This window comes from Microcoleus sp. MON2_D5 (genome assembly GCF_036701905.1).
Taxonomy (GTDB): domain Bacteria; phylum Cyanobacteriota; class Cyanobacteriia; order Cyanobacteriales; family Microcoleaceae; genus Microcoleus.
The window spans coordinates 52,598-75,253 of sequence record NZ_JAUBRM010000021.1; the positions used below are offsets into that span (position 1 = coordinate 52,598).

Annotated in this window: 20 protein-coding genes and 29 tRNA genes; 43 read left to right on the top strand and 6 right to left on the bottom strand. The window is 45.6% G+C overall.

Annotation, left to right across the window (positions count from 1 at the left end; translation table 11 throughout):
• Positions 1-79: 79 nt before the first annotated feature.
• On the bottom strand, positions 80-214 hold the full coding sequence (gene petM, locus QUA47_RS10025; RefSeq protein ID WP_445302498.1) for a cytochrome b6-f complex subunit PetM: 135 nt from the start codon (positions 212-214) through the stop codon (positions 80-82).
• 40 nt (positions 215-254) lie between these two features.
• Between petM and pdxA the strand changes: the two genes are divergently transcribed.
• A complete protein-coding gene (gene pdxA, locus QUA47_RS10030; RefSeq protein WP_333430650.1) occupies positions 255-1,352 on the top strand; it encodes a 4-hydroxythreonine-4-phosphate dehydrogenase PdxA in 1,098 nt (365 codons plus the stop codon).
• A 120-nt stretch (positions 1,353-1,472) separates the two neighbouring features.
• Positions 1,473-5,084 carry an OmpA family protein gene (locus QUA47_RS10035; RefSeq protein WP_333430651.1) on the top strand — a complete coding sequence of 1,204 codons (3,612 nt, stop codon included), beginning with the start codon at positions 1,473-1,475 and terminating at the stop codon, positions 5,082-5,084.
• 168 nt (positions 5,085-5,252) lie between these two features.
• Here the strand turns inward: QUA47_RS10035 and QUA47_RS10040 are convergent, their stop codons facing one another.
• The 3 genes from QUA47_RS10040 to QUA47_RS10050 all read right to left on the bottom strand — a co-directional run bounded on the left by QUA47_RS10040 (position 5,253) and on the right by QUA47_RS10050 (position 6,528).
• Positions 5,253-5,417, bottom strand: a complete 165-nt coding sequence (locus QUA47_RS10040; RefSeq protein WP_333430652.1) for a hypothetical protein — start codon at positions 5,415-5,417, stop codon at positions 5,253-5,255.
• Positions 5,360-6,184 (bottom strand): biotin--[acetyl-CoA-carboxylase] ligase, encoded by an 825-nt coding sequence (locus QUA47_RS10045; protein ID WP_333430653.1) that lies wholly within the window; start codon positions 6,182-6,184, stop codon positions 5,360-5,362. The genes QUA47_RS10040 and QUA47_RS10045 overlap by 58 nt, the downstream gene beginning before the upstream one ends.
• Positions 6,185-6,351: 167 nt before the next feature.
• Complete coding sequence (locus QUA47_RS10050) at positions 6,352-6,528, bottom strand: glutathione S-transferase family protein (RefSeq protein WP_333430654.1); 177 nt, start codon at positions 6,526-6,528, stop codon at positions 6,352-6,354.
• A gap of 423 nt (positions 6,529-6,951) precedes the next feature.
• Between QUA47_RS10050 and QUA47_RS10055 the strand changes: the two genes are divergently transcribed.
• The 38 genes from QUA47_RS10055 to QUA47_RS10240 all read left to right on the top strand — a co-directional run bounded on the left by QUA47_RS10055 (position 6,952) and on the right by QUA47_RS10240 (position 19,244).
• Positions 6,952-7,025, top strand: a tRNA-Asp gene (locus QUA47_RS10055).
• Between the two features lie 80 nt (positions 7,026-7,105).
• Positions 7,106-7,179, top strand: a tRNA-Cys gene (locus QUA47_RS10060).
• Positions 7,180-7,380: 201 nt separating this feature from the next.
• Positions 7,381-7,455: transfer RNA gene (locus QUA47_RS10065), tRNA-Trp, on the top strand.
• A gap of 6 nt (positions 7,456-7,461) precedes the next feature.
• Positions 7,462-7,535, top strand: a tRNA-Glu gene (locus QUA47_RS10070).
• Positions 7,536-7,540: 5 nt separating this feature from the next.
• A tRNA-Lys gene (locus tag QUA47_RS10075) sits at positions 7,541-7,615 on the top strand.
• Between the two features lie 13 nt (positions 7,616-7,628).
• Positions 7,629-7,710: transfer RNA gene (locus QUA47_RS10080), tRNA-Tyr, on the top strand.
• 34 nt (positions 7,711-7,744) lie between these two features.
• Positions 7,745-7,818, top strand: a tRNA-Tyr gene (locus QUA47_RS10085).
• A gap of 5 nt (positions 7,819-7,823) precedes the next feature.
• Positions 7,824-7,910: transfer RNA gene (locus QUA47_RS10090), tRNA-Ser, on the top strand.
• Between the two features lie 4 nt (positions 7,911-7,914).
• Positions 7,915-7,987: transfer RNA gene (locus QUA47_RS10095), tRNA-Phe, on the top strand.
• Between the two features lie 6 nt (positions 7,988-7,993).
• Positions 7,994-8,068 (top strand) — tRNA-Asn (locus QUA47_RS10100).
• A gap of 10 nt (positions 8,069-8,078) precedes the next feature.
• A tRNA-Gln gene (locus QUA47_RS10105) sits at positions 8,079-8,157 on the top strand.
• Positions 8,158-8,162: 5 nt separating this feature from the next.
• Positions 8,163-8,236, top strand: a tRNA-Gln gene (locus QUA47_RS10110).
• Between the two features lie 130 nt (positions 8,237-8,366).
• A tRNA-Leu gene (locus QUA47_RS10115) sits at positions 8,367-8,447 on the top strand.
• 4 nt (positions 8,448-8,451) lie between these two features.
• Positions 8,452-8,524 (top strand) — tRNA-Pro (locus QUA47_RS10120).
• Between the two features lie 131 nt (positions 8,525-8,655).
• Positions 8,656-8,729: transfer RNA gene (locus QUA47_RS10125), tRNA-Leu, on the top strand.
• Positions 8,730-8,824: 95 nt separating this feature from the next.
• Positions 8,825-8,896 (top strand) — tRNA-Thr (locus tag QUA47_RS10130).
• A gap of 6 nt (positions 8,897-8,902) precedes the next feature.
• Positions 8,903-8,979 (top strand) — tRNA-Thr (locus QUA47_RS10135).
• A gap of 5 nt (positions 8,980-8,984) precedes the next feature.
• Positions 8,985-9,055, top strand: a tRNA-Gly gene (locus tag QUA47_RS10140).
• A 181-nt stretch (positions 9,056-9,236) separates the two neighbouring features.
• Positions 9,237-9,308, top strand: a tRNA-Gly gene (locus QUA47_RS10145).
• 5 nt (positions 9,309-9,313) lie between these two features.
• A tRNA-Val gene (locus tag QUA47_RS10150) sits at positions 9,314-9,384 on the top strand.
• A 6-nt stretch (positions 9,385-9,390) separates the two neighbouring features.
• Positions 9,391-9,463, top strand: a tRNA-Arg gene (locus QUA47_RS10155).
• Positions 9,464-9,774: 311 nt separating this feature from the next.
• Positions 9,775-9,848 (top strand) — tRNA-Arg (locus tag QUA47_RS10160).
• 7 nt (positions 9,849-9,855) lie between these two features.
• Positions 9,856-9,932 (top strand) — tRNA-Ala (locus QUA47_RS10165).
• A 54-nt stretch (positions 9,933-9,986) separates the two neighbouring features.
• Positions 9,987-10,059 (top strand) — tRNA-Ala (locus tag QUA47_RS10170).
• Between the two features lie 6 nt (positions 10,060-10,065).
• Positions 10,066-10,139: transfer RNA gene (locus QUA47_RS10175), tRNA-His, on the top strand.
• 4 nt (positions 10,140-10,143) lie between these two features.
• Positions 10,144-10,226, top strand: a tRNA-Ser gene (locus QUA47_RS10180).
• Between the two features lie 460 nt (positions 10,227-10,686).
• Complete coding sequence (locus QUA47_RS10185; RefSeq protein ID WP_333430655.1) at positions 10,687-11,259, top strand: dihydrofolate reductase family protein; 573 nt, start codon at positions 10,687-10,689, stop codon at positions 11,257-11,259.
• Between the two features lie 101 nt (positions 11,260-11,360).
• Positions 11,361-11,432 (top strand) — tRNA-Lys (locus tag QUA47_RS10190).
• 232 nt (positions 11,433-11,664) lie between these two features.
• Positions 11,665-12,894: an elongation factor Tu gene (gene tuf / locus QUA47_RS10195; RefSeq protein ID WP_333430656.1), complete on the top strand. Its 1,230-nt coding sequence runs from the start codon at positions 11,665-11,667 to the stop codon at positions 12,892-12,894.
• Positions 12,895-12,951: 57 nt separating this feature from the next.
• Positions 12,952-13,092, top strand: coding sequence for an ATP-grasp domain-containing protein (locus QUA47_RS10200; RefSeq protein ID WP_333402859.1), 141 nt, complete (start codon positions 12,952-12,954; stop codon positions 13,090-13,092).
• Positions 13,093-13,228: 136 nt separating this feature from the next.
• Positions 13,229-13,302: transfer RNA gene (locus tag QUA47_RS10205), tRNA-Lys, on the top strand.
• Between the two features lie 37 nt (positions 13,303-13,339).
• Positions 13,340-13,465, top strand: a complete 126-nt coding sequence (locus tag QUA47_RS10210; RefSeq protein WP_333430657.1) for a hypothetical protein — start codon at positions 13,340-13,342, stop codon at positions 13,463-13,465.
• A 26-nt stretch (positions 13,466-13,491) separates the two neighbouring features.
• Positions 13,492-14,454 (top strand): GNAT family N-acetyltransferase, encoded by a 963-nt coding sequence (locus tag QUA47_RS10215; RefSeq protein ID WP_333430658.1) that lies wholly within the window; start codon positions 13,492-13,494, stop codon positions 14,452-14,454.
• A 628-nt stretch (positions 14,455-15,082) separates the two neighbouring features.
• Positions 15,083-15,283 carry a hypothetical protein gene (locus tag QUA47_RS10220; RefSeq protein WP_190657014.1) on the top strand — a complete coding sequence of 67 codons (201 nt, stop codon included), beginning with the start codon at positions 15,083-15,085 and terminating at the stop codon, positions 15,281-15,283.
• Between the two features lie 215 nt (positions 15,284-15,498).
• A tRNA-Asn gene (locus QUA47_RS10225) sits at positions 15,499-15,570 on the top strand.
• A gap of 309 nt (positions 15,571-15,879) precedes the next feature.
• A complete protein-coding gene (locus tag QUA47_RS10230) occupies positions 15,880-16,341 on the top strand; it encodes a hypothetical protein (RefSeq protein ID WP_333430659.1) in 462 nt (153 codons plus the stop codon).
• Positions 16,342-16,550: 209 nt separating this feature from the next.
• A complete protein-coding gene (locus tag QUA47_RS10235; protein ID WP_333430660.1) occupies positions 16,551-17,990 on the top strand; it encodes a hypothetical protein in 1,440 nt (479 codons plus the stop codon).
• Positions 17,991-18,053: 63 nt separating this feature from the next.
• The gene (locus tag QUA47_RS10240) at positions 18,054-19,244 is read left to right on the top strand and encodes a hypothetical protein (RefSeq protein WP_333430661.1); all 1,191 of its coding nucleotides are present in this window, start codon (positions 18,054-18,056) and stop codon (positions 19,242-19,244) included.
• A gap of 73 nt (positions 19,245-19,317) precedes the next feature.
• Here QUA47_RS10240 and QUA47_RS10245 read toward each other — a convergent pair whose 3' ends face one another.
• Positions 19,318-19,572, bottom strand: coding sequence for a DUF433 domain-containing protein (locus QUA47_RS10245; RefSeq protein ID WP_333283710.1), 255 nt, complete (start codon positions 19,570-19,572; stop codon positions 19,318-19,320).
• 449 nt (positions 19,573-20,021) lie between these two features.
• Here QUA47_RS10245 and QUA47_RS10250 point away from each other — a divergent pair, with 449 nt between their 5' ends.
• On the top strand, positions 20,022-20,363 hold the full coding sequence (locus QUA47_RS10250; RefSeq protein WP_190657022.1) for a hypothetical protein: 342 nt from the start codon (positions 20,022-20,024) through the stop codon (positions 20,361-20,363).
• A 143-nt stretch (positions 20,364-20,506) separates the two neighbouring features.
• On the opposite strand, the gene QUA47_RS10255 is transcribed toward QUA47_RS10250, so the two are convergent.
• Positions 20,507-20,899 (bottom strand): DUF4189 domain-containing protein, encoded by a 393-nt coding sequence (locus tag QUA47_RS10255; protein ID WP_190657024.1) that lies wholly within the window; start codon positions 20,897-20,899, stop codon positions 20,507-20,509.
• A 152-nt stretch (positions 20,900-21,051) separates the two neighbouring features.
• On the opposite strand from QUA47_RS10255, the gene QUA47_RS10260 reads away from it, so the two are divergent.
• Positions 21,052-21,879: a hypothetical protein gene (locus QUA47_RS10260; protein WP_333430662.1), complete on the top strand. Its 828-nt coding sequence runs from the start codon at positions 21,052-21,054 to the stop codon at positions 21,877-21,879.
• Between the two features lie 12 nt (positions 21,880-21,891).
• Positions 21,892-22,530: a ThiF family adenylyltransferase gene (locus QUA47_RS10265; RefSeq protein WP_333283714.1), complete on the top strand. Its 639-nt coding sequence runs from the start codon at positions 21,892-21,894 to the stop codon at positions 22,528-22,530.
• The last annotated feature ends 126 nt before the right edge of the window (positions 22,531-22,656 follow it).

Consider the following 22,656-nt stretch of genomic DNA (forward strand, 5'->3'; position numbering starts at 1 on the left):
CAGAATGCTGGCTTTCGGCAGAAAGTAGACTCTAGAAGGCAGAAGGTAGAAGGCTTCTGAAGGATTGGTTGAAAAAAACTTATTCTTCGCGGCCTTGCAATTTGAGCAGGAGGAAGCCTCCACCTATACCTACGAAAATTAGGGAAAAGGACAAAAAGGCTGCAGTGAAAATTTCAGGATTCATGATTTTATATGTCCAAGTGGGCGATCGCATTAAATAAAGATAATATAATTTGGGGCAACCAGGTACATGAATGCTAAAATTTCAGTGCCGAAATTGCTGTATTTTGTTGGAGAAAACTGCCTTGAGTCTCGATCGGGAATCACAACTAGCTGTAACTCTGGGAGATCCGGCGGGAATTGGGCCGGAAGTGATTCTCAAGGCATTGGCCGATACCGCTGCTGGTTTGAGGGCAACGGTTATAGGCTCTAGGAGAGTTTTGCAGGAAACTTACGATAAGTTGCGATCGAGCAATCCAGCAGCAGAAGCGGCAAATCCCGAAACATTAAATATTATTGATATCGAACCAGACAGCAAGTGGGGCGAAATTGTCCCCGGTGTCGGGAGTGCAGCTAGCGGGGCGGCTAGCTTTGCTTACATGGAAAGCGCGATCGCCCGTACCATCGCCGGCGAATTCTCCGCCATCGTGACAGGCCCGATTTCCAAAACTTGCTGGCAGGCGGCCGGTTACAATTATCCCGGACAAACAGAACTCCTCGCAGAAAGAGCAAAATCGCAGCGATTCGGAATGCTGTTTGCCGCCACATCTCCCCACAGTGGCTGGACGCTCGTAACTTTACTGGCTACCACACATATTTCCCTGCGTCAAGTCCCCGATGCGTTGAGTCCCGAATTACTGAGTGAAAAACTAGAATTACTGATAGACTGTTTGCGGGAAGATTTTGGGCTGGAAAGACCGAAAATTGCGATTTCTGGCTTAAATCCTCACAGCGGCGAAAATGGCAAACTGGGAAATGAAGAGCAAGACTGGATGATACCTTGGTTGGAAACGCAGCGCGATCGCTTTCCTCAAGTGCAGTTAGACGGGCCAGTCCCCCCCGATACCCTGTGGGTAAAACCGGCTAAAGTTTGGTACGGTTTAGCCAAGGAAGCTCACGACGGTTACTTGGCAATGTACCACGACCAGGGGTTGATTCCAGTAAAATTGATGGCTTTCGATAAAGCAGTCAACACTACAATTGGCTTGCCTTTTGTCCGCACCTCTCCGGATCACGGCACAGCTTTTGATATTGTAGGTCAGGGGATTGCAGATGCCTCCAGCATGAAGGCAGCATTGCAGTTGGCAGCCCAGTTGGCTAGTCGCAGAACAGCAGTTAAAATAAGGCGATAGCTTTAGTACGCCTGACGCTTGGAGAAATTGTGTCATTCCTATTGATTGTCGCTGGGGTGAGGCGGCAAGCAAGCTGGTAATTTCCTTCGGTCGATCAAAATCACGTTTGGGTAGGGCAGTATGGCAGCATCTAATGATAATTCAGGCAAAATGTATCAGTCAGAAAAAGAGGTTTCTGATGCAACTCAGGCAAGTTCTAAAGCTGGAGAGCAACTACAGGAATTGCTAACCATACTGACAGAATTTCAGTTATTGAAGAAATCCAAAAAAGAGCCAAGCGAGATAAAATTACCGCTTGCGGAAAAATCTGTGCAGCGATTAGAGGATGAGGAAAATCGGCGCAAACAATTGTCTTTCCTGATCGAATCACCGAGTATTGTACCGGAAGTATTAACTAACGATGAAGAGATCCCCTCTCAAAGACGAGAAAAAAGTAATCAGGAACCCGATTTATCTATAGCCGCGAAGGGAGCAAAAAAAAATCCGCCGTCGGAGGAAGAATTAGAACAAGCAGTGGAGGAGTTTAAGCGGTTGCAGCAAGTGCTGTTTGAAAGGGATTTACCGGAATTTTACAGTAATGTTTTGAGCGTGGAACAAAGGTTAGAAAATTGTGAGAAGTTGATGTCTGAGCCCCAAGAGTTGATGACTTTACTGAAACCGTTAATTCCTGAGTTAATGAGAGATGAATTAGAGGGGTTGAAGTCGGAATTAAAAAAGGCGGTCGAACTCGCTAGCAGCGATCAAATTAATAGGCTCGAATTGCAGACAAAAATAGCGGATTTGGAAAATAAAATTGCTAGCTTCAACCAGCAGCAACTGCCGAATTCAGAACAGTTAATGCAACGGCTGATGTTGGTGGTGGGCGAGCTGCTCAAGCGTAAGGTAGAGGAGTCTAAGTTAGAGGTAGCTTCGGCGATCGCACCAAAAGTCAATCAAGTAATTCACAATCAAAACGGACTTGAAGAACAGGTAGTAAGAATTGAAGATAGAGTTGCGAATATTCAGCAGCGTTACCAGCAGCAACCTGAAGATATAATCAAGCAGCTAGTACCAGTAGTTAGCGAATTGCTAAACCGCAAAATTAGTGAATTAAAATCAGAGATTGTAGAAGCTGTTACCCCCTCAGTACAGGTAAGAATAGCTTGGGTAGAAATAGAAGAAAAAGTATTGAGCATCATCGAACGCCGACTGGCTACACAACAGTCGCCTATTCAGAAGCCAGAAGAGATACTGGCGATGCTAATGCCCGCAATAGCTGATTTGCTGAATCAGAAAATCGATGAATCAAAATTACAAGTAGCAGCGACGATTGAACCTTTGATAGAATCAGCAATTCTTCAAAGAGAAGTTCAAGGAAAATTGAGCGACGTAGAAAGTAGACTAAATAATCTTCAGCGACAGCAAAAATCTCAGCCGGAAGATATAATGGCAAGGTTAATGCCGTTAATGATTGAGTCGCTGAACCGGAAAATCGAGGAGACAAAGTTAGAGGTGAGAGAGGCGATCGCACCTGGTGTCAACACAGCTCTTCAAAACAGCGGTATTGCAGCACAAATATTAAATAATGAAAGTAAGATTGTCGAAGTTCAGCAGCAAGTTTTAGCCGAGATAGAAGGGTTGATGGCAAGAATAATGCCAGTGATTGTAGAAATGCTGTCTCGAAACATCGGGGAAGCAAAGCTAGAGATAGAATCTGCGATCGGCCCCGCTGTCGATGCCATCATTCAGAATAAAAGGATCGATCAAAGACTCGCGAAGATCGAACAACAGATTGTGGCGATCGAACACCGGATTTATGAATCGACAGACTTGTTTACCGATTTACTGAAACCTTTAATTGACGAGCTGATGGTTAGCCATCACGCCCAACTGCAAAAGTCGGTCATAGAGTCTATTTTACCATTGTTAGATGAAGTTGTAAGTTATAATTACAGACTCAACGATAAAGTAGGGGAACTCGATCGCAAAATTACTGATGCTGAATGGGGAGGCAATCGGGAAGAATTACTTGCCCGAATTAAAATCATGTTTCCCGAAATGATGATCCAAACGATTAATGAGTCGAGAAAATCATTTGCCGAAACCATAGCTCCGATAATTGATGAAGTAATTAATACCAAAACCCGAGAAAACAGGCAATCGATGGGAGTAGCCATATCGCCTGCTCTTCCTGTAGGAATCAGCCACAGAATCAGTGAATCGCCCGATGAAATTGCAATGGCGATAGCGCCGGAAATGGCCGCCGCTATCAAACAGCAAATTCATCTCAAGCGAGAAGCAATGTCGGATGCACTTTATCCGATCATCGGCAGCACGATTTTAAAATACATCGCCGAGATGATGCGGGAGATTAATGAAAAACTCGAATCATCTTTAAGTCCAGAGAGAATTAGTCGCAAAATTAAATCCAAATTGCAGGGCATTTCTGAAGCAGAATTGCTGATGAAAGAAACAACACCACTGAGTGTTAAAGCTGTATTTTTAATTCAAACAGAATCGGGATTAGTAATTTCAGCAGTGCAGAAGTCTGAACGCGAACAGCTAGAATCAGACATGGTAGCGGGGATGCTGACTGCTATTCGGGCTTTTGTCAACGATTGCATATCTCAGTCGGGAAATATTGCAGAGATTGATGCTATAGAATACGGCCCATTTACGATCGTATTGGAAGTAGCGGGTTCGTGTTATCTGGCAGTAGTGATGCAAGGAGAAACCCGCCAGTGGTTTAAGTACAAAATGCGAGCGATATTCAACAATATTGTTCAAGAATACGGAGATCAAATTCGGTCATTTAACGGCGATCCAGCAACTGTACCACCAGAAGTAAACTCGAAATTGCAAAAATTAATCGATACAGAGGTAAAAGTTAAATCTTCTAAACTTCCCATTTTACCAATTATCGGTTTGGCAGCGTTAGGTTTAATTGGGGTACCTTGGGGAATTCATCAATACCGCAGCGCAGTTGAAGCGAGCTTAGAAGCAGATACGAATTTAGCATTACAATCTGCTCCAGAGTTATCGGTTTATCGTATCGCGGCAGATGTTAAAGATAAATTATTGCAGATTTCGGGACGAGTGCCGAATCAAAATCTGCGATTGAAAGCGGAAAAAATCGCTCAGCAAGTGGCTCCACAATCAAGAATTGAAAATAAAATTATAGCCGTTGAAGTACCTCCCGATCCGGTTTTAGTCGAAGCCGATGTCAAGCGGACGGCAGCTCTTTTGAATAAAGTAGAAAGCATTAATATCTCAGCTCGCTATGCAGAGGGAAAAGTCGCCGTTGCAGGCAGCGTAAGCAAAGTGCCAGATGCTCAGAAAATAACTCAAGCTTTTGAGAAAATTCCGGGGGTGAAGTCCGTAACAAATACAGTGATAATAGGAACTCCACCGCCGCCAAAGATAATAATGCCAGTTCGCGTGTATTTCGGTGCAGGTTCGGCAAGTTTGGAGGCGAAAGATGTAGCACAAAAGCTTAGTAAAGTCAAGGAATATATGGATAAAAATAGCACGAAGAATTTAAGGATAGTTGGCTACAGCGATTTTAAAAGCACTCCGGTAGAAAATCAAAAGTTGGCAGTGGAAAGGGCGACAAATGTGAAAAATATTTTGGTTAGACAAGGGATAAATGGCAACAGAATACAAGTTGCTTCTACTAAGGGTCGTCCGGAAGGTGTGGAGGCAAATCAACCGCTGTGGCTGAGCAGATTGGTAGTATTTGAGGTGGTAAATTAAAATTGGGAATTGGGAATTGGGAATTGGGCATCGGGCATCGGGAATTGGGAATTGGGGATAGGGAATCGGGCATCGGGCATCGGGCATTGTTAATTGGGAATTTTCCCTAATGACTAATGACTTTTTTCTCTTAATTTATAGTAACTGGCAAGAAGGTTAGAACATTTTTTATCGCTGAAAATATTGCTCTGACTGCATTTCCTTTCTTCCTTCTTCCTTCTTCCTTCTTCCTTCTTCCTTCTTCCTTCTTCCTTCTTCCTTCTTCCTTCTTCCTCTTAAATTAATCGAACTCGCCCAGAGGTAAAGGCTTGTATTCGATCGCCCGCCAAGCATACTAACAAGCGGCCGCTTCCATCAATGCCCGCTGCTTCTGCGCAGATGGTTTCCGACGCAAGTTCGATCGCCACCGGGCAGCCAATCAACGCATCGCGGCGGCGCAATTCCGGCAAAAGTAGCGCTAAACCGGACTTGGAGGCTGGCTTGTCTGTGGTGGAAAACATATCGGCTAGTTCGAGTAAATAGTGCCGCAGTCGATCGACCAAACACAGTTCATCTGGTACTGTACTAGCAATAGAATGCAAGCTTACCGCATTGCCGAGATCCGTTTCATCCAATCCCGCAGCCGCGAAATCTACGCAGCGGTTGAGTCCAATTCCCACAACGGCGCGAGTTTTGCCAAAAACATTGCCGGAAGTAGCTTCGCAGAGAATTCCCGCTAATTTGTGGCGATCGATCCAGACATCGTTTGGCCATTTCAGGCGCAGCATATCGCGACAGTCTGGAACCAAATCTTCGATCGCGTAAATCACGGCTAAACCCGCTGCTAAACTGAGCCCGGGCAACAGATTGGGGTTGAGGTTGTCGAGTACAAAACTAACAGTTAAGACACCAGTTGGGGCGTGCCAGGTGCGCCCGTGTTGGCCGCGCCCGCTGGTTTGTCGCTTGGTAAATACTGCATCTCCGTGGTGGAGTTGGGCCGCGCGGGCGATCGCCCAACTGTTGGTACTCGGACAGGTATCTAAGGAGTGTAGCCAGTGAGGGAGGTTTGGGCGATCGGCTTCTGGCAATGCGGGCACGGGAGTTAAGGGCAATTCAGACAAGGTTTGATTTGTAGTATTGGATATCTCAAAGCTGATTATCGCAGGGCGATTAATCTTTTGTGCGAGTTTGGGCTATCGGCATTTTCGTCAGTGTTAATTCTTGCCGTTGCGATCGAAGTTTTCTATAAATATGTCTCAGCGGGGATTGACAGTGCAGGCGTGGGGTATTACTTCGCCTCCCGATCATCAAGAATTGCCAGCGACTCCACCACAGTCAAGTCTTCATCCACTAAAACCGGTATGCGGTGGAACAGATTAATTACCAGAAAATCCGGTGCAAAGTGGTCGGCGTCGAGGTTAAGTGCGATCGGCTCAAACGCAATCTGCTTTTCCAGAAGTGCCACCTCGCGCGACGGCGAGAATTTAGAGAAATTCGAGTGTAGTACAACTTCAGCATCGGATTCAACTAACGCGACACTACCAGTTCAGCAGCCAAATGTTTGATTTATAAGGGGTTTAGCAAAAAGCAGCGCCTCAGTTTTGCCGCTTCGCAGCAACTTTAAAAAAAAGTTGTATTACCCCCTTGACAGTCTTGTAATACGCAATGTAGTATAAATGTATGGCGAAGGGGAAAGAGCTTCAAAGCTTTACCCCACGAGCAATATGAACCTTGACAACTGAATAGGAAGTTAATCATGTCACATAATTGTGGACATTGGCGGTGTAGACTCCGGCAACAAAAGCCCGATCGGGTTGTAGTACGCGGAATCAACCGCCACCCCGTCCCAACTTGAGTAATTCAAGGACAGAATATTGTTCATTTTCGCGGGGGTATAGCTCAACCGGTCAGAGCAGTCGCCTGTCGAGCGAAAGGTTGCGAGTTCAAGTCTCGTTACTCCCGTCAAAGTCCCGTAGGCAAAAGTCAAGCCGTCTCCCCCTCTGGCGAGAAGATTGCGAGTGCAAACCTCGTCGGGACTCCCAGGTTAGGTGGCCGAGTGGTTGAAGGCGTCGGTCTGCAAAACCGATTTTCGCGGGTTCAAATCCCGCCCTAACCTCTGTTCCCAATCAGAAATTAAAAATTAGAAATTAAAAGATTAAACTAACAGTCTTTTAATTGAGTTTTTTAACTTTGAAAAGGAACGAAGCGAAAGTGACATTGCAGCGTAGCTTAATGGTAAAGCGCCAAGTTCATACCTTGGTCAATGCGGGTACCGCTTCGCGGAAGCAAGCTACAAGTCCGGCCGGTGCCACCAAAAGCAGGGATGGTGTAACTGGCAACACTCTGGTATCCAAAACCAGCATTCTGAGTTCAAATCTCAGTTCCTGTGCCAATTTATAGTGCTGTAGGCAAATGGTTTAAGCCGCTTGGTTTTCACCCAAGTGATTGCGGGTTCAACTCCCGTCAGCACTTCTCGTGGGTCGTTGGCAGAATGGTTTTGCAGCCGCCTTTTAAGCGGATGGATCGAGGTTCAATTCCTCGACGACCTACCAAAATTTCTATCTTGGGTCGGCCCTCCTATTGGCGTGGGTAGCTGTCTGTAAAACAGTAGCTTAAAGCGTTGCTGGTTCAATTCCAGCCCGACCCATTTGTAACTGCATTTAATCCGCAGTTGCAATTGTGAGAACGTGGTGTAGCCGGATAACATCTCAGTTAATAAAACTGAAGATTGAGGGTTCAAATCCCTCCGTTCTCGCGCTCGGAGAGGTGGCCGAGAGGCTTAAGGCGCTTTCCTGCTAAGAAAGAGCGGTTTAACAGCCGTCGAGGGTTCAAATCCCTCCTTCTCCGTTTTCCCCCGATAGCTCAGTTGGTAGAGCGCTTGTCTGAAGAATAAGAGGTCGTCAGTTCGATACTGACTTGGGGGATTGCGTTGCCTTATAGCTCAATGGTAGAGCAAGCGGTTGTTAACCGCTAGGTTGTAGGTTCGAGTCCTACTGGGGCAGCCATTTTTTAAATTGCCGGGTAGACAAATTGGTAAAGTCGCCTATCTCTGAAATAGGAGTTTCTGTAGGTTCAAAGCCTACCCCGGCACCCAATAATTGGGAAGTCGCCTAATCGGTATGGCACCGCTCTTTGAAAGCGGAAAAATGCAGGTTCGATCCCTGCCTTCCCAGTTCTGCTATTACCAAAGCAGATCAATTACACTCCTGTAGCCCAATTGGCAGAGGCCGCAATTTCAAAAATTGTGTTGTGTGAGTTCAAATCTCACTCCCGAGTACCAAATTTTCAACTAAATTTTTACTTGCTCCTGTGGCGGAATTGGCAGACGCGGCAGACTTAAAATCTGTTTTATTTTGAGTGTGAGTTCGAGTCTCACTAGGAGCATGAACGGGATGTAATTCAGCGGCCAGAAGCCATGCTTTGGGAGCATGGAGTCGTTGGTTCAAATCCAACCATCCCGACTTTACCCCTGTGATGTAATTGGAAAACATCACTCGCTCAAAACGAGTGTTTTTTGCAGGTTCGAGGCCTGTCAGGGGTATGAGGTTTTATTCAATCTCAAATCTCAAATCTCAAATCTCAAATCGGTTTTGCCCCTGTAGCCCAATTGGTAGAGGCGCTAGATTTAGGATCTAGTTAGTGCTGGTTCGATGCCAGTCAGGGGTATTTGGTGACATCGCGGGTGAAGTAGCCTGGGTAGGCTTGGAGGTCTCATAAGTCTCTTAATAGCAGGTTCAACTCCTGCCCCCGCCACCAAAAATGCAGGTGTGATGTAATTGGCAACATGAGGCTTTTGTAAAGCTTTCTTGCCAGTTCAAATCTCACCATCTGCTTGGCGTGCTGGTGTAGCTCAATTAGGCAGAGCAACTGATTTGTAATCAGTCGGTTGTAGGTTCAATTCCTATCACCAGCCCCACAAGTGCGGATATGGTGTAACGGTAGCATTCGAGTCTTCCAAACTCTAGGCACGAGTTCGAGCCTCGTTATCCGCTTGGCGAAACAAGAATTTTGTTAAATCTCACATCTTGCACCATTCTCCAGAACAGGCAAGATGCCTGTTCCACAAAGAGTAGATTTTCTTGTGGAACAGGCATCTTGCCTGTTCATAAAAGGCTTATTGACAATGGTGCAACATCTCAGTTAAATCCAAAATCTCAAATTTTAAATCGGTTTGCGGATGTCATGTAGCGGCTAGCATCTGAGTATGCCATTCTCAGCGCATGGGTTCGAGTCCCATCATCCGCTTTTGTAGTCCTGAGCTTCGATGGTAGAGCGTTTGCCTTACAAGCAGACGCGGGGTAATCTCCTGTCAGGACTACCAATTTATGGGAGTGTAGCTCAATGGATAGAGCGCCGCGCTTCGGACGCGGATGTTGTGGGTTCAAGTCCTGCCACTCTCGTTGTTTTTGCTTTAATTTAAGGAGGTTGATTCCATTGAATGGATAATTTTTTATATTAAGATCGATCGCCCTTTGCGTGTCCCAATCTTTGGAGCCTACATACTTTAGTACGAGAGGAAAGGTAACGCTGTCAAAATCAGCGGGCGTTTGAGAACGAGGAGTGCCATGAACCCGGCAGGTTGGCTTAAAGGTAGCCATCCTTTAAAGAGTGTGTAGTAACTCATCGGCGGAGTCCCTCTAGTAACTGAGAAAACGCAATGCTCTGATAACTTGCACGTCAAAGTGCGTGAAGCGCAAATCAACAAAAATACGGGAGTGTAACTCAACTGGATAGAGTGTCGAGCTTCTACCTCGAATGTTGTGGGTTCAAGTCCTACCGCTCCTGCTGTCTGGGGTTCGTAGCTTAATTGGTAAAGCATCTAACTGGCTGTTAGAAAGATATCGGTTCAAATCCGATCGCAATCCACCACACCAATTTTAGATTTTAGATTTTAGATTTACTCGACAGGTGAATCTTTTACGCGGGGTCATAGCTCAATTGGTAGAGCGCTTGCTTTGCACGCAAGAGGCCAGGAGTTCGATCCTCCTTGACTCCAGTTGCGGTGTCTGAAGCCAAAGCGGTAGCGGCGCTGGTTTGTGGAACCAGTAATAGCGGGTTCAATTCCCGTCAGATACCCCTTGGAAGATGCCGCTAAATGGTTGGCAACCAGTCTTGAAAACTGGGGTACAGGTAACTGTAAGGGTTCGATTCCTTCATCTTCCTTTTGACCCACCGGAAGTCGAAAAGCGAGACACCGTGCTGATAACGCGGCGATAGGAGGGGCAGTACCTCCTCGGTGGATTTCTGATGATTTTCTATATAAATAATGGAGGATTAGGGTTAATTTTTTTGCCTAGGTTTGCTATCATATAGTGATAAAAAGTGCGGGGAGGTCGCCTAATTGGAATGGCACCGTAAAAACTTTGGAAAAGCGGCTCCCAAAAGGACGATCGGGTTTGTTGAGTAGGGTAAAAAGTTGCTTCGCGACGTTCCCTGAAAACGCAAACTGGCAGCGGGTTGCGGAGGCACTGAAAGGAATTAACAGTCGGAGATGGGGGCAGTTCTCATCTGCTTGCGGGCAGTAAGGAAGCGCGTTTCCTGAAAGTTGCTGCCGATCGATGCGGGTTCGAGTCCCGTCCTCTCCATTTGTAGTCTTTTCCGTTTATCAAAAGAAAGGTTAAATATGAGAAAACTAAAATATTACGTTGCTTGCACCGTTGACGGGTTTATTGCTCGCGAAGATGGCTCATTTGATTGTTTTCCTATGGAAGGGGAGCATTTCGCTGATTTGTTCGATTCCTTTCCTGAAACTTTTCCGGCTCACTTTCAGGAAGCACGAGGCATTCGTGCAGAGAACAAGCAGTTTGATGCGGTTTTGATGGGACGGAAAACCTATGAGGGAGGGCTAAATGTTGGTGTAACTAATCCTTATCCCACCTTGAAGCAGTATGTTTTTTCGCGCACTATGGAAGCCAGTCCCGATGAGAATATTCAACTTGTTTCGGACAATCCTGTCGCATTGGTTCAGGAATTGAAAAAAGAAACGGGTAAAGACATCTGGCTCTGCGGTGGCGGCGCTTTAGCAGCAACTCTTTTTTCGGAGATTGACGAGATGATTGTGAAGTTGAATCCGGTAGTTATCGGAGCGGGAATTCCTCTTTTTTCCGATGCAATCGATCCGACAAATTTGGAACTTGCCGATCGCAAAATCTATAGCAACGGTTTCATGTTGCTTCATTATCGAGTGAAGCATTAGCAATCGGGACTTTATGCGTTGCAATTGCTGGGGGCAAAAAAGGACTGAAGTGTTTACTACACAATGATTTTTTAGGAATTACACAAACGCTGAATTTTTAAGGGTGGTTAGCAAAGCGGTTATGCACCCGGCTTTTAACCGGTACCAGATAGGTTCAACTCCTATACCACCCACTTTCAATCTATCAGCGTTTATCTGCGGTTAAAAATAAAAAAGTTGGAAAGTGCGGCTGTGTGGACAGCAACTGGTTGGGAATACCAGCGTAGAGCGAAAGCTGTAGAGGTTCGACTCCTCCACTTTCCTTTTTAATCATTAGTCATCAGTCCTTAGTCATTAATAACAGGCTAAGGACTCAAAACTCATGATTAGAAACCAAAAATAACTCTTAGAGGAGAATCAAATGTAATGTCACGCACCAAATTTGAACGGAACAAACCCCACGTCAATGTCGGTACGATCGGTCACGTTGACCACGGCAAAACAACCCTAACAGCGGCGATTACAATGACGCTGGCTGCACAGGGTCGGGCCAAGGCTAAAAAGTACGATGAAATCGATGCTGCACCGGAAGAAAAACAGCGGGGAATCACGATTAATACGGCTCACGTTGAGTATGAAACTGGCGATCGCCATTATGCTCACGTTGATTGTCCGGGTCACGCTGATTACGTGAAAAACATGATCGTGGGTGCCGCTCAAATGGATGGTGCAATCCTCGTCGTGTCGGCGGCAGATGGTTCGATGCCTCAAACTCGCGAACATATCTTGTTAGCGCGGCAAGTGGGAGTGCCGAGGTTGGTTGTCTTTTTGAATAAGAAAGATATGGTGGACGATGCGGAAATTTTGGAGTTGGTCGAGTTAGAAATTCGGGAACTTCTCAGTTCTTACGGTTTCCCGGGCGATGATATTCCAATTGTCGCAGGTTCGGCACTGAAAGCGCTGGAAAAGATGACTGCTAATCCGAAAATACACCGCGGCGAGGATGAGTGGGTTGATGGCATTTACAATTTGATGGATGCGGTAGATGACTGGATTTCTACGCCCGATCGCGATATTGACCAACCTTTTCTGATGGCTGTTGAAGATGTCTTCTCGATCAAAGGTCGGGGAACTGTCGCAACTGGCAAAATCGAGCGCGGTAAAATCAAAGTCGGCGATACTGTGGAATTGGTGGGAATCGAAAACACTCGCACGATAACTGTTATCGGTGTTGAAATGTTCCAGCAACTTCTGGATGAAGGAATGGCTGGAGATAATGTCGGTTTGTTGCTTCGCGGCATCCAAAAAGACGAAATTGAGCGGGGGATGGTGCTTGCTAAACCCGGTTCTATTCAACCTCACACTGAATTCGATTCTGAGGTTTACGTGCTGTCGGAAAAAGAAGGCGGCCGCCGAACTCCTTTCTTTGCGGGATATCGCCCTCAATTCTACGTGCGGACAACGGATGTTACAGGTACGATCGCATCTTTTACGGCTGATGACGGAAGCGCGATCAACATGGTAGTTCCGGGCGATCGCGTTAATATGACTGTGAAGTTGTTGCAGCCGATCGCGATCGAACAAAATATGCGTTTTGCCATCCGCGAAGGTAATCGCACTGTCGGCGCCGGTGTCGTCTCCCGAATTCTGAAGTAGACGCTTTCGGAACCAATTAGAATCAGTAGGGTGGGCCAAGGTCCACCTTACTGATTAATTCACAGCAAATTTTTCTGTGTGGATGCAGTAGAGCGCCAAGATGGAGTCAAGCGAATTGTCGAGATTGGAGATGGCCAAGTATCAGATTTGGTTGGATGGTCGGCCGAACGTTTTGCACAACTCTGGGGAGGTGCTTGAGGTCGATCGCCCTTAAATCAAATGTGGAATCAGGGCGATCGAACTTACATTAAATATTGCAGTAAGGGCGATCGCCACAAATTTTTACAAAAATAGTTGAGTTTTCAGAACGGTTGTGTTATACTAGGTTAGATGCGGGAGTATAGCTCAGTTGGTTAGAGCAGGTGACTCTTAATCTCAAGGTCGAAGGTTCAAGTCCTTCTACTCCCATCCCAAATCCTGAACCTGAATTTATCGAAACTCACGAGTGCAGTCAACTGCTGTAGCAGTTCGAGGCGTCGGGGTGTTTGCGTTGTCAGATTTTGAATGCCGATCGACCGATCGGATCAGTCGATCGATAAAAGTGCGATCGCCCAAGCTATTTTTAAACTGAATAACAACAGGGAATGGTGATTAGCTATGATGGCAAATCTCTCGGGGCGCTGCTATGGGGGCGATCGCGATTTAGATGCGATCGCCCATTTAATCAATACTTGCGAAGAAGTCGATCGGCTCGATGAAGGTACTTCTATATCGGAACTGCAACAAGAATTTAACGCACCGTCCCTAGATGTAGTGCGCGATATCCGCCTTTGGGAAGATGTGGAGGGAAAATTAATCGGTTTTGCTCAGTTGTCAGTTTCTGAGCCTGGGGAAGTAATTGACGGTTGGCTGTGGTTTCGCGTCCACCCGGAGGCGCGCGGAGGCGATGTGGAAGCAGCCGCGATCGCCTGGGGTGAAGTGCGGATGCGCGAAGTGTCTGCGATGCGGGGCGCGCGCGTGAAACTGCGAACCTACGCGCGCGCTGAGGATTGCGATCGCATTTCATTGCTGAGAAGTAATGGTTTCAAGGCCGATCGCTATTTTTACCGAATGGCGCGATCGCTTTCTGAACCGATCCCAGAACCGCAATTCCCACAAGGTTTTGCCCTCATTCAGTTCCCCGGCGAACAGGATGCGGCAGCTTGGGTAGAAATGTTCAACCAGTCGTTTATCGATCACTGGAATCATCACGATTTAACGGTGGATAAATTTAAGCACGAGTTAGCTAAACCCGATTACAGAAATGATTTAGACTTGATTGCTGTTGCTGATGACGGCACATTTGTCAGTTTTTGTTACTGCCAGATTAATGTGCAAGAGTGCGATCGTACCGGGCGCAATGAAGGGTGGATTGCTTGTCTCGGTACGCGGCGCGGCTTCCGCAAAAGGGGATTGGGACGAGCGATGTTGCTCGCTGGTTTGCATCGACTGAAAGCTGCCGGTGTCGCTACTGCTATTGTCGGCGTCGATGCTGAAAATCCCTCAGGTGCATTGCGTCTTTACGAGTCGGCTGGCTTCCACAATATTCGCGACAGCATTTCCTATGTTAAGGATGTTTGATCGATGTTACAGTTCGCGATCGCGCTTTGACCCAAGAAACCCGGTTTTTTACCGGATATGCGGGTAGCAACGAAATATTTTGGTGAAAAAACCCGGTTTCTCGCCACTCGTGTAAGTTTTATCTAAAAAACTTTTGCTACCCCCTTGACACTTGTGTAGTATAAATGTAATATATAAATATGGAAAGCGCAGGACAAGCAAAAACCTGTATTTTTCGTGCCAATTCTGAACCTTGACAACTAAATATTGTTCAAAATTTCAACGAAGATTAATTTGAAAGTCTTGTAATATAGACTTGATGGTCATGTTGTTACTTTATACGAGACTGTTCGGTTACAAACTGACTCTGCCCGAGTCAGATGTTGTACGAAATCAGTCTAATTTCAACGAATTTAATGCGGATTCAGAACAGACAAGTTCAGCCAGATTTCAATCAACCAAAAAGGCTGAGGAAATCCGCAAAATCAAACAAGCTTATCATTTAGAACGGCGCTTCTTTCAGTAAAGATTGTCAGATTTCGTGAATCTTTACCGATACTGGCAATTTGCTAAGTCTCACAAAAAGCCAAAGTCGAGAGCAGATAAGCTACCAATCCCAAATCCAAAATTGCTCTAGGAGGTATCGGTAATGGTTCACATTCGTTTTGAAGGACGTTCCTATGACGTGGCAGAAAACCAACTGGGTATCGCCGCAGGAATGAGCGACAAGGCTATTAAGGAACGTCTGGCCAATCATTTTGATGTCAAGGGCGATCGCTTCGAGTCTTACGTTCTGGATCGCCGTCCCAGCGGTGATTTAATTGTCCGCCCAGAAGCTGTTTACGGCTAGAAATTCACTGAAAGCACGTATGAGGCAGCGCACCCCAACTAAAGAAGCTTACAAACTGGAAACGTTCGACTTAAAATCGAATAGTAGGTTCAATTCCTACCTGCCGAGAGGCTGAAACAATGCTTCTCTGACTTGTGCGCTGCCTTTTATAGCTGAATTTTTTATATCTATCCGGCGCTTAAAAGTTCCACTTCGCGCCCCAACAAAGGAAGCTTACATACTAGCTCATTGTAGAGCAATTCCCTGTTAAGGAAAAGGTCGCGGGTTCAACTCCTGCGTATGTGCCAACGGCTTTCTTAACTTGCGTGGAGTGACTTTTAATGCTATAAAAGGCAAAAATAATTGAGCAATTTAGAAGAATCACAAGTCAAAACTTTCTAGTTTAGAGATTAGAAAAATTTTGTTCCGCACCCTAACGAGTGAAGCGAATACACACATTATAATCGATTTGTCGCAGGTTCAAATCCTGCCAGCCCCGTTTAAGGGGCTGTAGCTCAGGGGTAGAGCCATCGGACAGTCAAAACGCTTTGCAAACTTGTGCGGAACATCTCATATTTATAAATATTAGATATAAAAGTGGTGAGGAGAATTAAATTATGAAAAATACAACTCTAATTTACCGATCGCCCAAGGAGATAGACAGTCTGATTCATGCCTTCCAAGAAGGCAACCTGTCGCGAAGTCAATGGACGCACGAAGCACATTTAACCGTTGCCCTGTGGTATCTCTGTTATGACTCGGAGCAAGAAGCGATAAATGCGATTCGCAATGGCATTAAACGTTACAACTCGGTTCAAGGAATTGAAACCACAAAAAACAGCGGGTATCACGAAACACTAACGCTGTTTTGGGTGCGAACTATTCGCCGATATCTCGCCGATGAAAGCCAAAATCGGTCGATCGTACATCTGGCTAACGGTTTGATTGCAAAATACGCCGCTCGCACTTTACCATTTCGCTACTACACGCGCGATCGGCTGATGTCTTGGGAAGCTCGAAATAACTGGGTTGAACCAGATTTGAGAGCGATCGAATTAGAAACAGTTTCCCTGAAATAGTTAATTTCAAATCGCAGTTTTTGCCGCGCCCCAATCGCGAGAGCTTACATACAGACCCTATTAGGTTTAGCCATAGGTTTACTAAAAAAAGCTCCCCAAACTTGCGCGGTGATTTTTAAATTTCACTCGCTAGCGTGCAACAACTGCCAACCACCGATTTTGAATACTTCTCAAATCCAAAATCCAAAATCAATAGGAAGGTAAAAACAATGAATATGAATACAGCAGAACGCGATTTGCGTTTGGAAATGCTGAACTCTCTGCTCACCACTCCTCACCGTGTATTAGAAAAAGTAGCCGAAATTCACAAGTTAATTATCGAATTAGACCCCATTTTTTACGGTCATTTAGCAGTGTGGTATCAGCGTCACGGCGACGTGCGCGATCACAAGGAAGTTTTTGCCGGAAATTTGCTGACTTCGGCGCTGACGGAACACCGAGATGCCGGTTTTATGATGCTGCAAGAGTTCCCTCCCTACGAGGTTTCGCGGATTGTGGACTTTATGAAGCGGCACCAGAATAAGGTGCCCCGCAGCGCGCGCACTGCTGTCACTCGCTATCTGAAATCGCGGGAAAAGAATGCACAGTTTTTCGATCGCGCTGCCCTCCGCAACCGCAAGGCGATGAAGCATTTGTACGCAACGCTTCACGTCAAGCCGAGCGATCGCGCTAATGCTATTCTCTTCAAAGACAATCCGCCGGAAGACTCTCTGGCATTCGTTTTGAAGCAGTTGGCGAAGGCGGCGACACCTGCGGAACAGGCGAATTTGATTGTGGAGTACAAGATTCCGTATACGATCGCAGTTGGTGCGATCAAGCAGCTAACGCCAACGGTTTTGGCTGCGCTGATTAACTCGATGTCGCCGCAGGAAGTTATCAACAATTTGAAATCGATTCAGTCGCGCGGCGCGATGGAGCACCCGGAAGTCAAGCAGTTGATTGACTCGAAGCTGGATGAAGCGGCAAAGTGCGATCGGGTTTCTGCTTACAAAGCGAGTGTTGCGGGCGCGGGCGGGAACTTCGACACAGCAACGGCGGCGAAGCTGGAAGCGGTGACAAACGAACAGGTGAAGAAGCGCGGCAAGATTGCGAAAGCAACTGGTTTGTTGATTGACAAGTCGGGAAGCATGGAAAGTGCGATCGAAGTCGGCAAACGTCTAGCTGCATTGATTTCGGGCATTTCCGACGCTGCACTGTTCGTTTATGCCTTTGACACGATGCCGTATCCAGTGCAAGCAAACGGCAGCGAATTGACAGACTGGGAACGCGCTTTCAAGCACATTCGGGCGGGCGGCGGCACAAGTTGCGGTTGCGCGGTGGAAGCAATGCGAATTAAAAAGCAGGTTGTCGAACAATTCATTATCGTAACAGATGAAGGCGAAAACGCTGCACCTTATTTGGCAGATGCTTATCAGAATTACTGCCGCAGTTTGGGGGTAATTCCTGATGTTGTGATTGTGCGAGTTGGTGCTTGGTGCGAATATGTCCAGAAGCAATTGAAGGACAAACAAGTATCGGTGGAAACCTTTACGTTTGCGGGTGATTATTACTCCTTACCGAATTTAGTGCCGATGTTGAGCCGTCCTTCGCGACTGGAATTGTTGATGGAAATTCTCGACACGTCGCTGCCTGTGAGGGATGACAAGTGATATAATTGGGCATGGCTCGTGAGTTAAGCTGGCGGGCAATGCTCACTTTATGGGAGAGCTACTGTGCCATACCTCAAAGCAAAACATCTATCAACCCAAGGTAAAAGGTTGAATGAGAGGGTAAAAACTGCTAATCGCAAGTTAATTTATATTGGTGGTGAAATCAGGTTTCAATCCGAGATGGATTTGGAAGATTATATAGATGAGAAATTTGATGAAATATTTCCATCGCTAATTAAAATCAAAAGGCAGCATACTGTAAAAATGCAGCGATGCGATTTATTGTGCTGTACCAAATCCGAAAAGCAGCCGATAATTATGGAGTTGAAAAATGAAGAAGATCGAGGATTAGTTTCGCAGTTAACTCGGTATCGTAAAGCTATTATCACCAATAAATGCTTTGATGATAAAATTGACTATTCCTTGCCCGTTAAAATGATAGCGATCGCACCTAGTTTTCACAATGATAATTATACAGATAAAGAAGCTTCAAAATTTGAAGATGATTTTTGCTTTTGGGAATTTGCTGTAGAAAATCATCATAACTCAGGTCAATTTAAACTATTAAGTCAAATTTATGAAATTTCTTACCCTGTATTTGGGTTGCCTGAAATCTCTCCTAATTTAGATATTAGCAGTTTACCTGCTTTTACTTGCAATTTTGTAGGTAGGCTCCCACCAGACTATCATACAGATTTTCTTAAGTTACGAACTTTGCTTTTGTCTCAGCCAAAAGTAAAAGAAATGGTTAGTAGCACTTACAGAAAAATATTGTATGGAACTGGGGATGGAGTGAATCACAAAAAAGTGGCCGAAATAACTAACACTACTAACGGAATCGTTTTATTTCTTTGGTTGCCAACAGCAGTTAGTAAAAACCTCAAAACACCGGTAACTCGATTTGGATTTGTTTTGAAACAAGGAAGCAACCCTTTTTCTGAAAATTCTTCCATAGAATGGGTCGTCTGTACAAAAGATACTATCAACTTAAAAGAGCAACCTCAACCAAATACATTTTCAGGAATGACTAGACATGGAATGTTAAAATGGTGTAAACCTAATATGTACTTGACGCAAGCTGCACTAGGTTATAATAATAGTTTTTGGTTACTTCTCAATCTTCTTAAAGGTATTACTCCTCCTCTGGATAACACTACTCTGGAATGGTGGAAATCTTACGCAAAGGAGACACCCACTAATTTAGGATGGTTTATAGATTTAGCTATCAAAACCTGGAATTATCGCGTCAAGTAGAACTTTTATATACGGATACATTCAGCAGCAAACGAAAAACAGCCCGCAATCCTTCAGGTGTTAGCATTGTAAATTATTCTCTAATTTGAGCAATAATTTCTTGTAATTCTGGATTAGCGATGGATGACACTAACTGGGAATCCGCACCAGCCAAAGCCGCGCGCAACTTTTCTGCAGTGAGTGCAGGATATTTCTCTAAAACCTGCTGTTGAGTCCATCCCGCAGCAAAGAGCCCCAGCAAAAATTCTACAGACAATCGAGTTTCTGGGGCTGCTGGTTGACTTGTTGAAGCTTTCGAGTTTGGATGAATGAGCTTTCGCCAGTCCATTGTTTTACTTAAACGATTTGGGAAGATTCCGCCGATTATACTGCATTTGGGCACAGTAGAAACACCGACCTCGTTGACTGATTGTGTAACATGATACGGCAGGTAATACCAATTTAGATTTTAGATTTTAGATTGCGAATCACTGATGACAACCAGGGTTTGGAGTTTGGCGACAGTGGCATTTTTTTTGAGCTGGTGTCATTTCCCCATTTTGCGATTAAATTGTTATTACGATCGCAGTACAGCGCTTTCTTATAGACTAGAGTGATGGGGTAGCGGCGGGGCGATCGACCTTTTTGCTCCAGTCCGTTTCTATACCAAACTCCGATTGCGCTAAATCTCAACGAACTGTGCAACGAACTGTGCAACGAACTGTGCAACGAACTGTGCAACGAACTGTGCAACGAACTGTGCAACCCACAATACAACTACTTTAACTTCTTAAAACTATGGGAAAAAAGTCGAAAGCCAAAAAATCCCAGCTCAAAAAATCCAGTTTGCTCTGCCAGCGACTCCAAGAAGCTCTCGATCGAGGCAGTAAAGTTTGGATTAAAACAAATAATAGTAGTTTCGGCGGCATCCCGACTAATTTGTTCGGGGAGTTTGTGGAACTTTTGGTGATAGTTCCCCCTAACGAACAGGCGGAACATCTCGATGCTTACGGGCAAGTTACGTGGCTGATTCGACTCTCTGATATTATTGCACTTGCTTACCCTACTGAATATTGGTCTAAAGATAGATTAGAAAGTTTGCTGCCACCCGATGCAGTTACTTCCGAAGTAGGAGATTAACTGCGTAGGGTGTGCATTGCGTACCCTCATTTTAGCTGAGTTGTATTTGGTATGGTGTGCAATGCACACCATACATTTACTATTTTTTAAGCTGCTTTAGCAGCCCACATATACACCTCTTCCACCGATTTTGATCCGTTTAATTAGTTGTTGCAAGCTGAAAGCTGCACTTTACAGTTGCCGCCATCTAGTTCGCTGCAACCGGCGAGAGCTTGAGCTTCTGCTGCTGCTTTATCGCCGGCCCAGCCCGCACCTGCTCCTCCTTTGCCTACTGCGATCGCTCCACAATTATTGCTATTAGAGGTCAGCGCTTTGCAATCGTTAGCACCTTCGCTTTGTTTATTGCAGACAGCTACTGCTGCGTTTAGTGCTTCTTTCTCTGTAGCATAATCCCAACTAATACCAGTGGCGTCAGAAGTCGGAGAATAAGCAGTAGCTCCATAGGTGTTCTGAGCTTTAGCTACCTCGGTTGATCCAAAAGTCGGAAGTGTTAAAGCTGTCAATACAACCAACTTAGAAAAGAGCTTTTGCAGCATATTTACTGGAGAGATCTACAAGATTAAAATTGGATGATCGCTCAATATTATATTAGGGTAAGGATTCGTGTCAAGAGTGTTTACAAAGCTTTATTTTTGCTTAAATTAAAAGTTCTATCGGTTAAAAAAGTAAGATTACGGAGGTCAATCCAGTGGCAGATATTCGCAAAATAATCAGCCAACTCGCGGCCCAAGAAGGGCAACTGCTCGATACTCAATTCCTGGCTCCTTGCGTGCAGGGGGGAAGCGTGCGGATACGGGTTAGCTCAATGGTTTATACTTTTCAACCGCAGCCGCGCAACTTTGAAGGATGGGCTATTTTTGGGCCAGTCAATGAGAAATTTGCTGCGGTGATTGATGAACCGAGTTTGCCGCAAGTAGCCGAGTATTTGCAACTGCTCGTACCCGTTCGCTTGCAGTTGGCTTGCGTGCTGCAAGGGCAAACTTGGCTGGCTTATCCTGTTAACGAATCTGATGCTAAACAGCGCACTGGTGTTGCAAAACCCCTACCAGTTCATTTAGTAAGTGAAGGTTCGCAGTTTGAGCCGATTGTTGCGCGCTGGGACGGTCATTGTTTGTGGTTTGAAGAGATTGACAGACGCGCCGATCCCCTGCCGTCTGAGAAGTTAAAAGCAGCTTTAAAAAAGTTGATTTTGCCTGAAGAAGTTCGCTTTAAAGGGATGACGCCGGAAATGCGAACTGTTTACGAGTTGGTGTCCAGAAATATTAAAGATTTCGATCCGAAAGTGCGGGAAGAAAAGCGCTTGCAGCGGGCGCTAAAAATGGGCGGCGGTGAATTGCGGGATTTTTGCGATCGCGAAAATTATTGGCTGGTTGAATGGACTAGCGGAACAGGAGAACACCACACTTCTGCGATCGCCAAAAATGACTTGACAGTTATGAGTGCGGGGATTTGTCTCAGCGGATTGGACAAAGACTTCGACTTGCATTCATTGGTTGGAGTAGTCGAAAATCGATAATTCTTGATTACCATGAGTATATTTTTTCACGAACAACTTTACAGAAGTGCCGCAGTGATGTCGCAGATCAAAAATTTCCCGGTAACGGTGTGCGGGGCGGGCGCTTTGGGTGCGAATATTACAGAAAGTCTCGCGCGATCGGGCTTTTGTCAGTTAAAAGTCATCGATCGCGATCGCATTGAGGAACGCAACCTTTCCACTCAACCCTATTATCGATCGGACATCGGCGCATTCAAAGCCAAAATTCTCGCCAACAACCTCTACCGCGCTTTGGGAGTCAGCATTGACGCGCACTCAAAAGAATTGACACCCGCAAATGCCGATCGGCTGCTTGCTGTCAGCGCCACAGTCATCGATACTTTTGATAACAGTGTCGGGCGACAAGCAGTCAAGGATTACTGTGCGAGTGCCTCCCTTCCATGCGTGCACGTCGGATTAGCTGCCGATTACTCCGAAATAATTTGGAACGAACACTATCGGGTTCCTTCAGCGGCGAATGATGACGTTTGCGATTACCCGCTGGCGCGAAACTTGGTAATGCTGACGGTGGCAGTTGCTTGCGAAGTAATTGTTACCTTTGCTGCTACCAAAGAGCAACAAAATTTAACTTGCACGATCGGAGATTTTGCAGTAAAGCCACTTATATTGTAGAATGTCGGTTGACTGTTGCCAGAAACCCGGTCAATCAAGATTGGATGCCCCCATCCTATAAACCCGGTTTCTCACCCTCAAACAATCGTCCAACTTGCAAAAAACGCTTGAAAAATTAACAGGGAA

Coding starts and splice junctions, on each gene's coding strand:
- QUA47_RS10250 (WP_190657022.1), top strand. CDS start 20,022: ATGGGAAAAAAGTCGAAAGCCAAAAAATCCCAGCTCAAAAAATCCAGT.
- QUA47_RS10265 (WP_333283714.1), top strand. CDS start 21,892: ATGAGTATATTTTTTCACGAACAACTTTACAGAAGTGCCGCAGTGATG.
- QUA47_RS10040 (WP_333430652.1), bottom strand. CDS start 5,417: ATGCTTGGCGGGCGATCGAATACAAGCCTTTACCTCTGGGCGAGTTCG.
- QUA47_RS10220 (WP_190657014.1), top strand. CDS start 15,083: ATGGTTCACATTCGTTTTGAAGGACGTTCCTATGACGTGGCAGAAAAC.
- tuf (WP_333430656.1), top strand. CDS start 11,665: ATGTCACGCACCAAATTTGAACGGAACAAACCCCACGTCAATGTCGGT.
- QUA47_RS10215 (WP_333430658.1), top strand. CDS start 13,492: ATGATGGCAAATCTCTCGGGGCGCTGCTATGGGGGCGATCGCGATTTA.
- QUA47_RS10255 (WP_190657024.1), bottom strand. CDS start 20,899: ATGCTGCAAAAGCTCTTTTCTAAGTTGGTTGTATTGACAGCTTTAACA.
- QUA47_RS10245 (WP_333283710.1), bottom strand. CDS start 19,572: ATGGACTGGCGAAAGCTCATTCATCCAAACTCGAAAGCTTCAACAAGT.
- QUA47_RS10235 (WP_333430660.1), top strand. CDS start 16,551: ATGAATATGAATACAGCAGAACGCGATTTGCGTTTGGAAATGCTGAAC.
- QUA47_RS10035 (WP_333430651.1), top strand. CDS start 1,473: ATGGCAGCATCTAATGATAATTCAGGCAAAATGTATCAGTCAGAAAAA.
- QUA47_RS10185 (WP_333430655.1), top strand. CDS start 10,687: ATGAGAAAACTAAAATATTACGTTGCTTGCACCGTTGACGGGTTTATT.
- petM (WP_445302498.1), bottom strand. CDS start 214: ATGCGATCGCCCACTTGGACATATAAAATCATGAATCCTGAAATTTTC.
- pdxA (WP_333430650.1), top strand. CDS start 255: ATGCTAAAATTTCAGTGCCGAAATTGCTGTATTTTGTTGGAGAAAACT.
- QUA47_RS10230 (WP_333430659.1), top strand. CDS start 15,880: ATGAAAAATACAACTCTAATTTACCGATCGCCCAAGGAGATAGACAGT.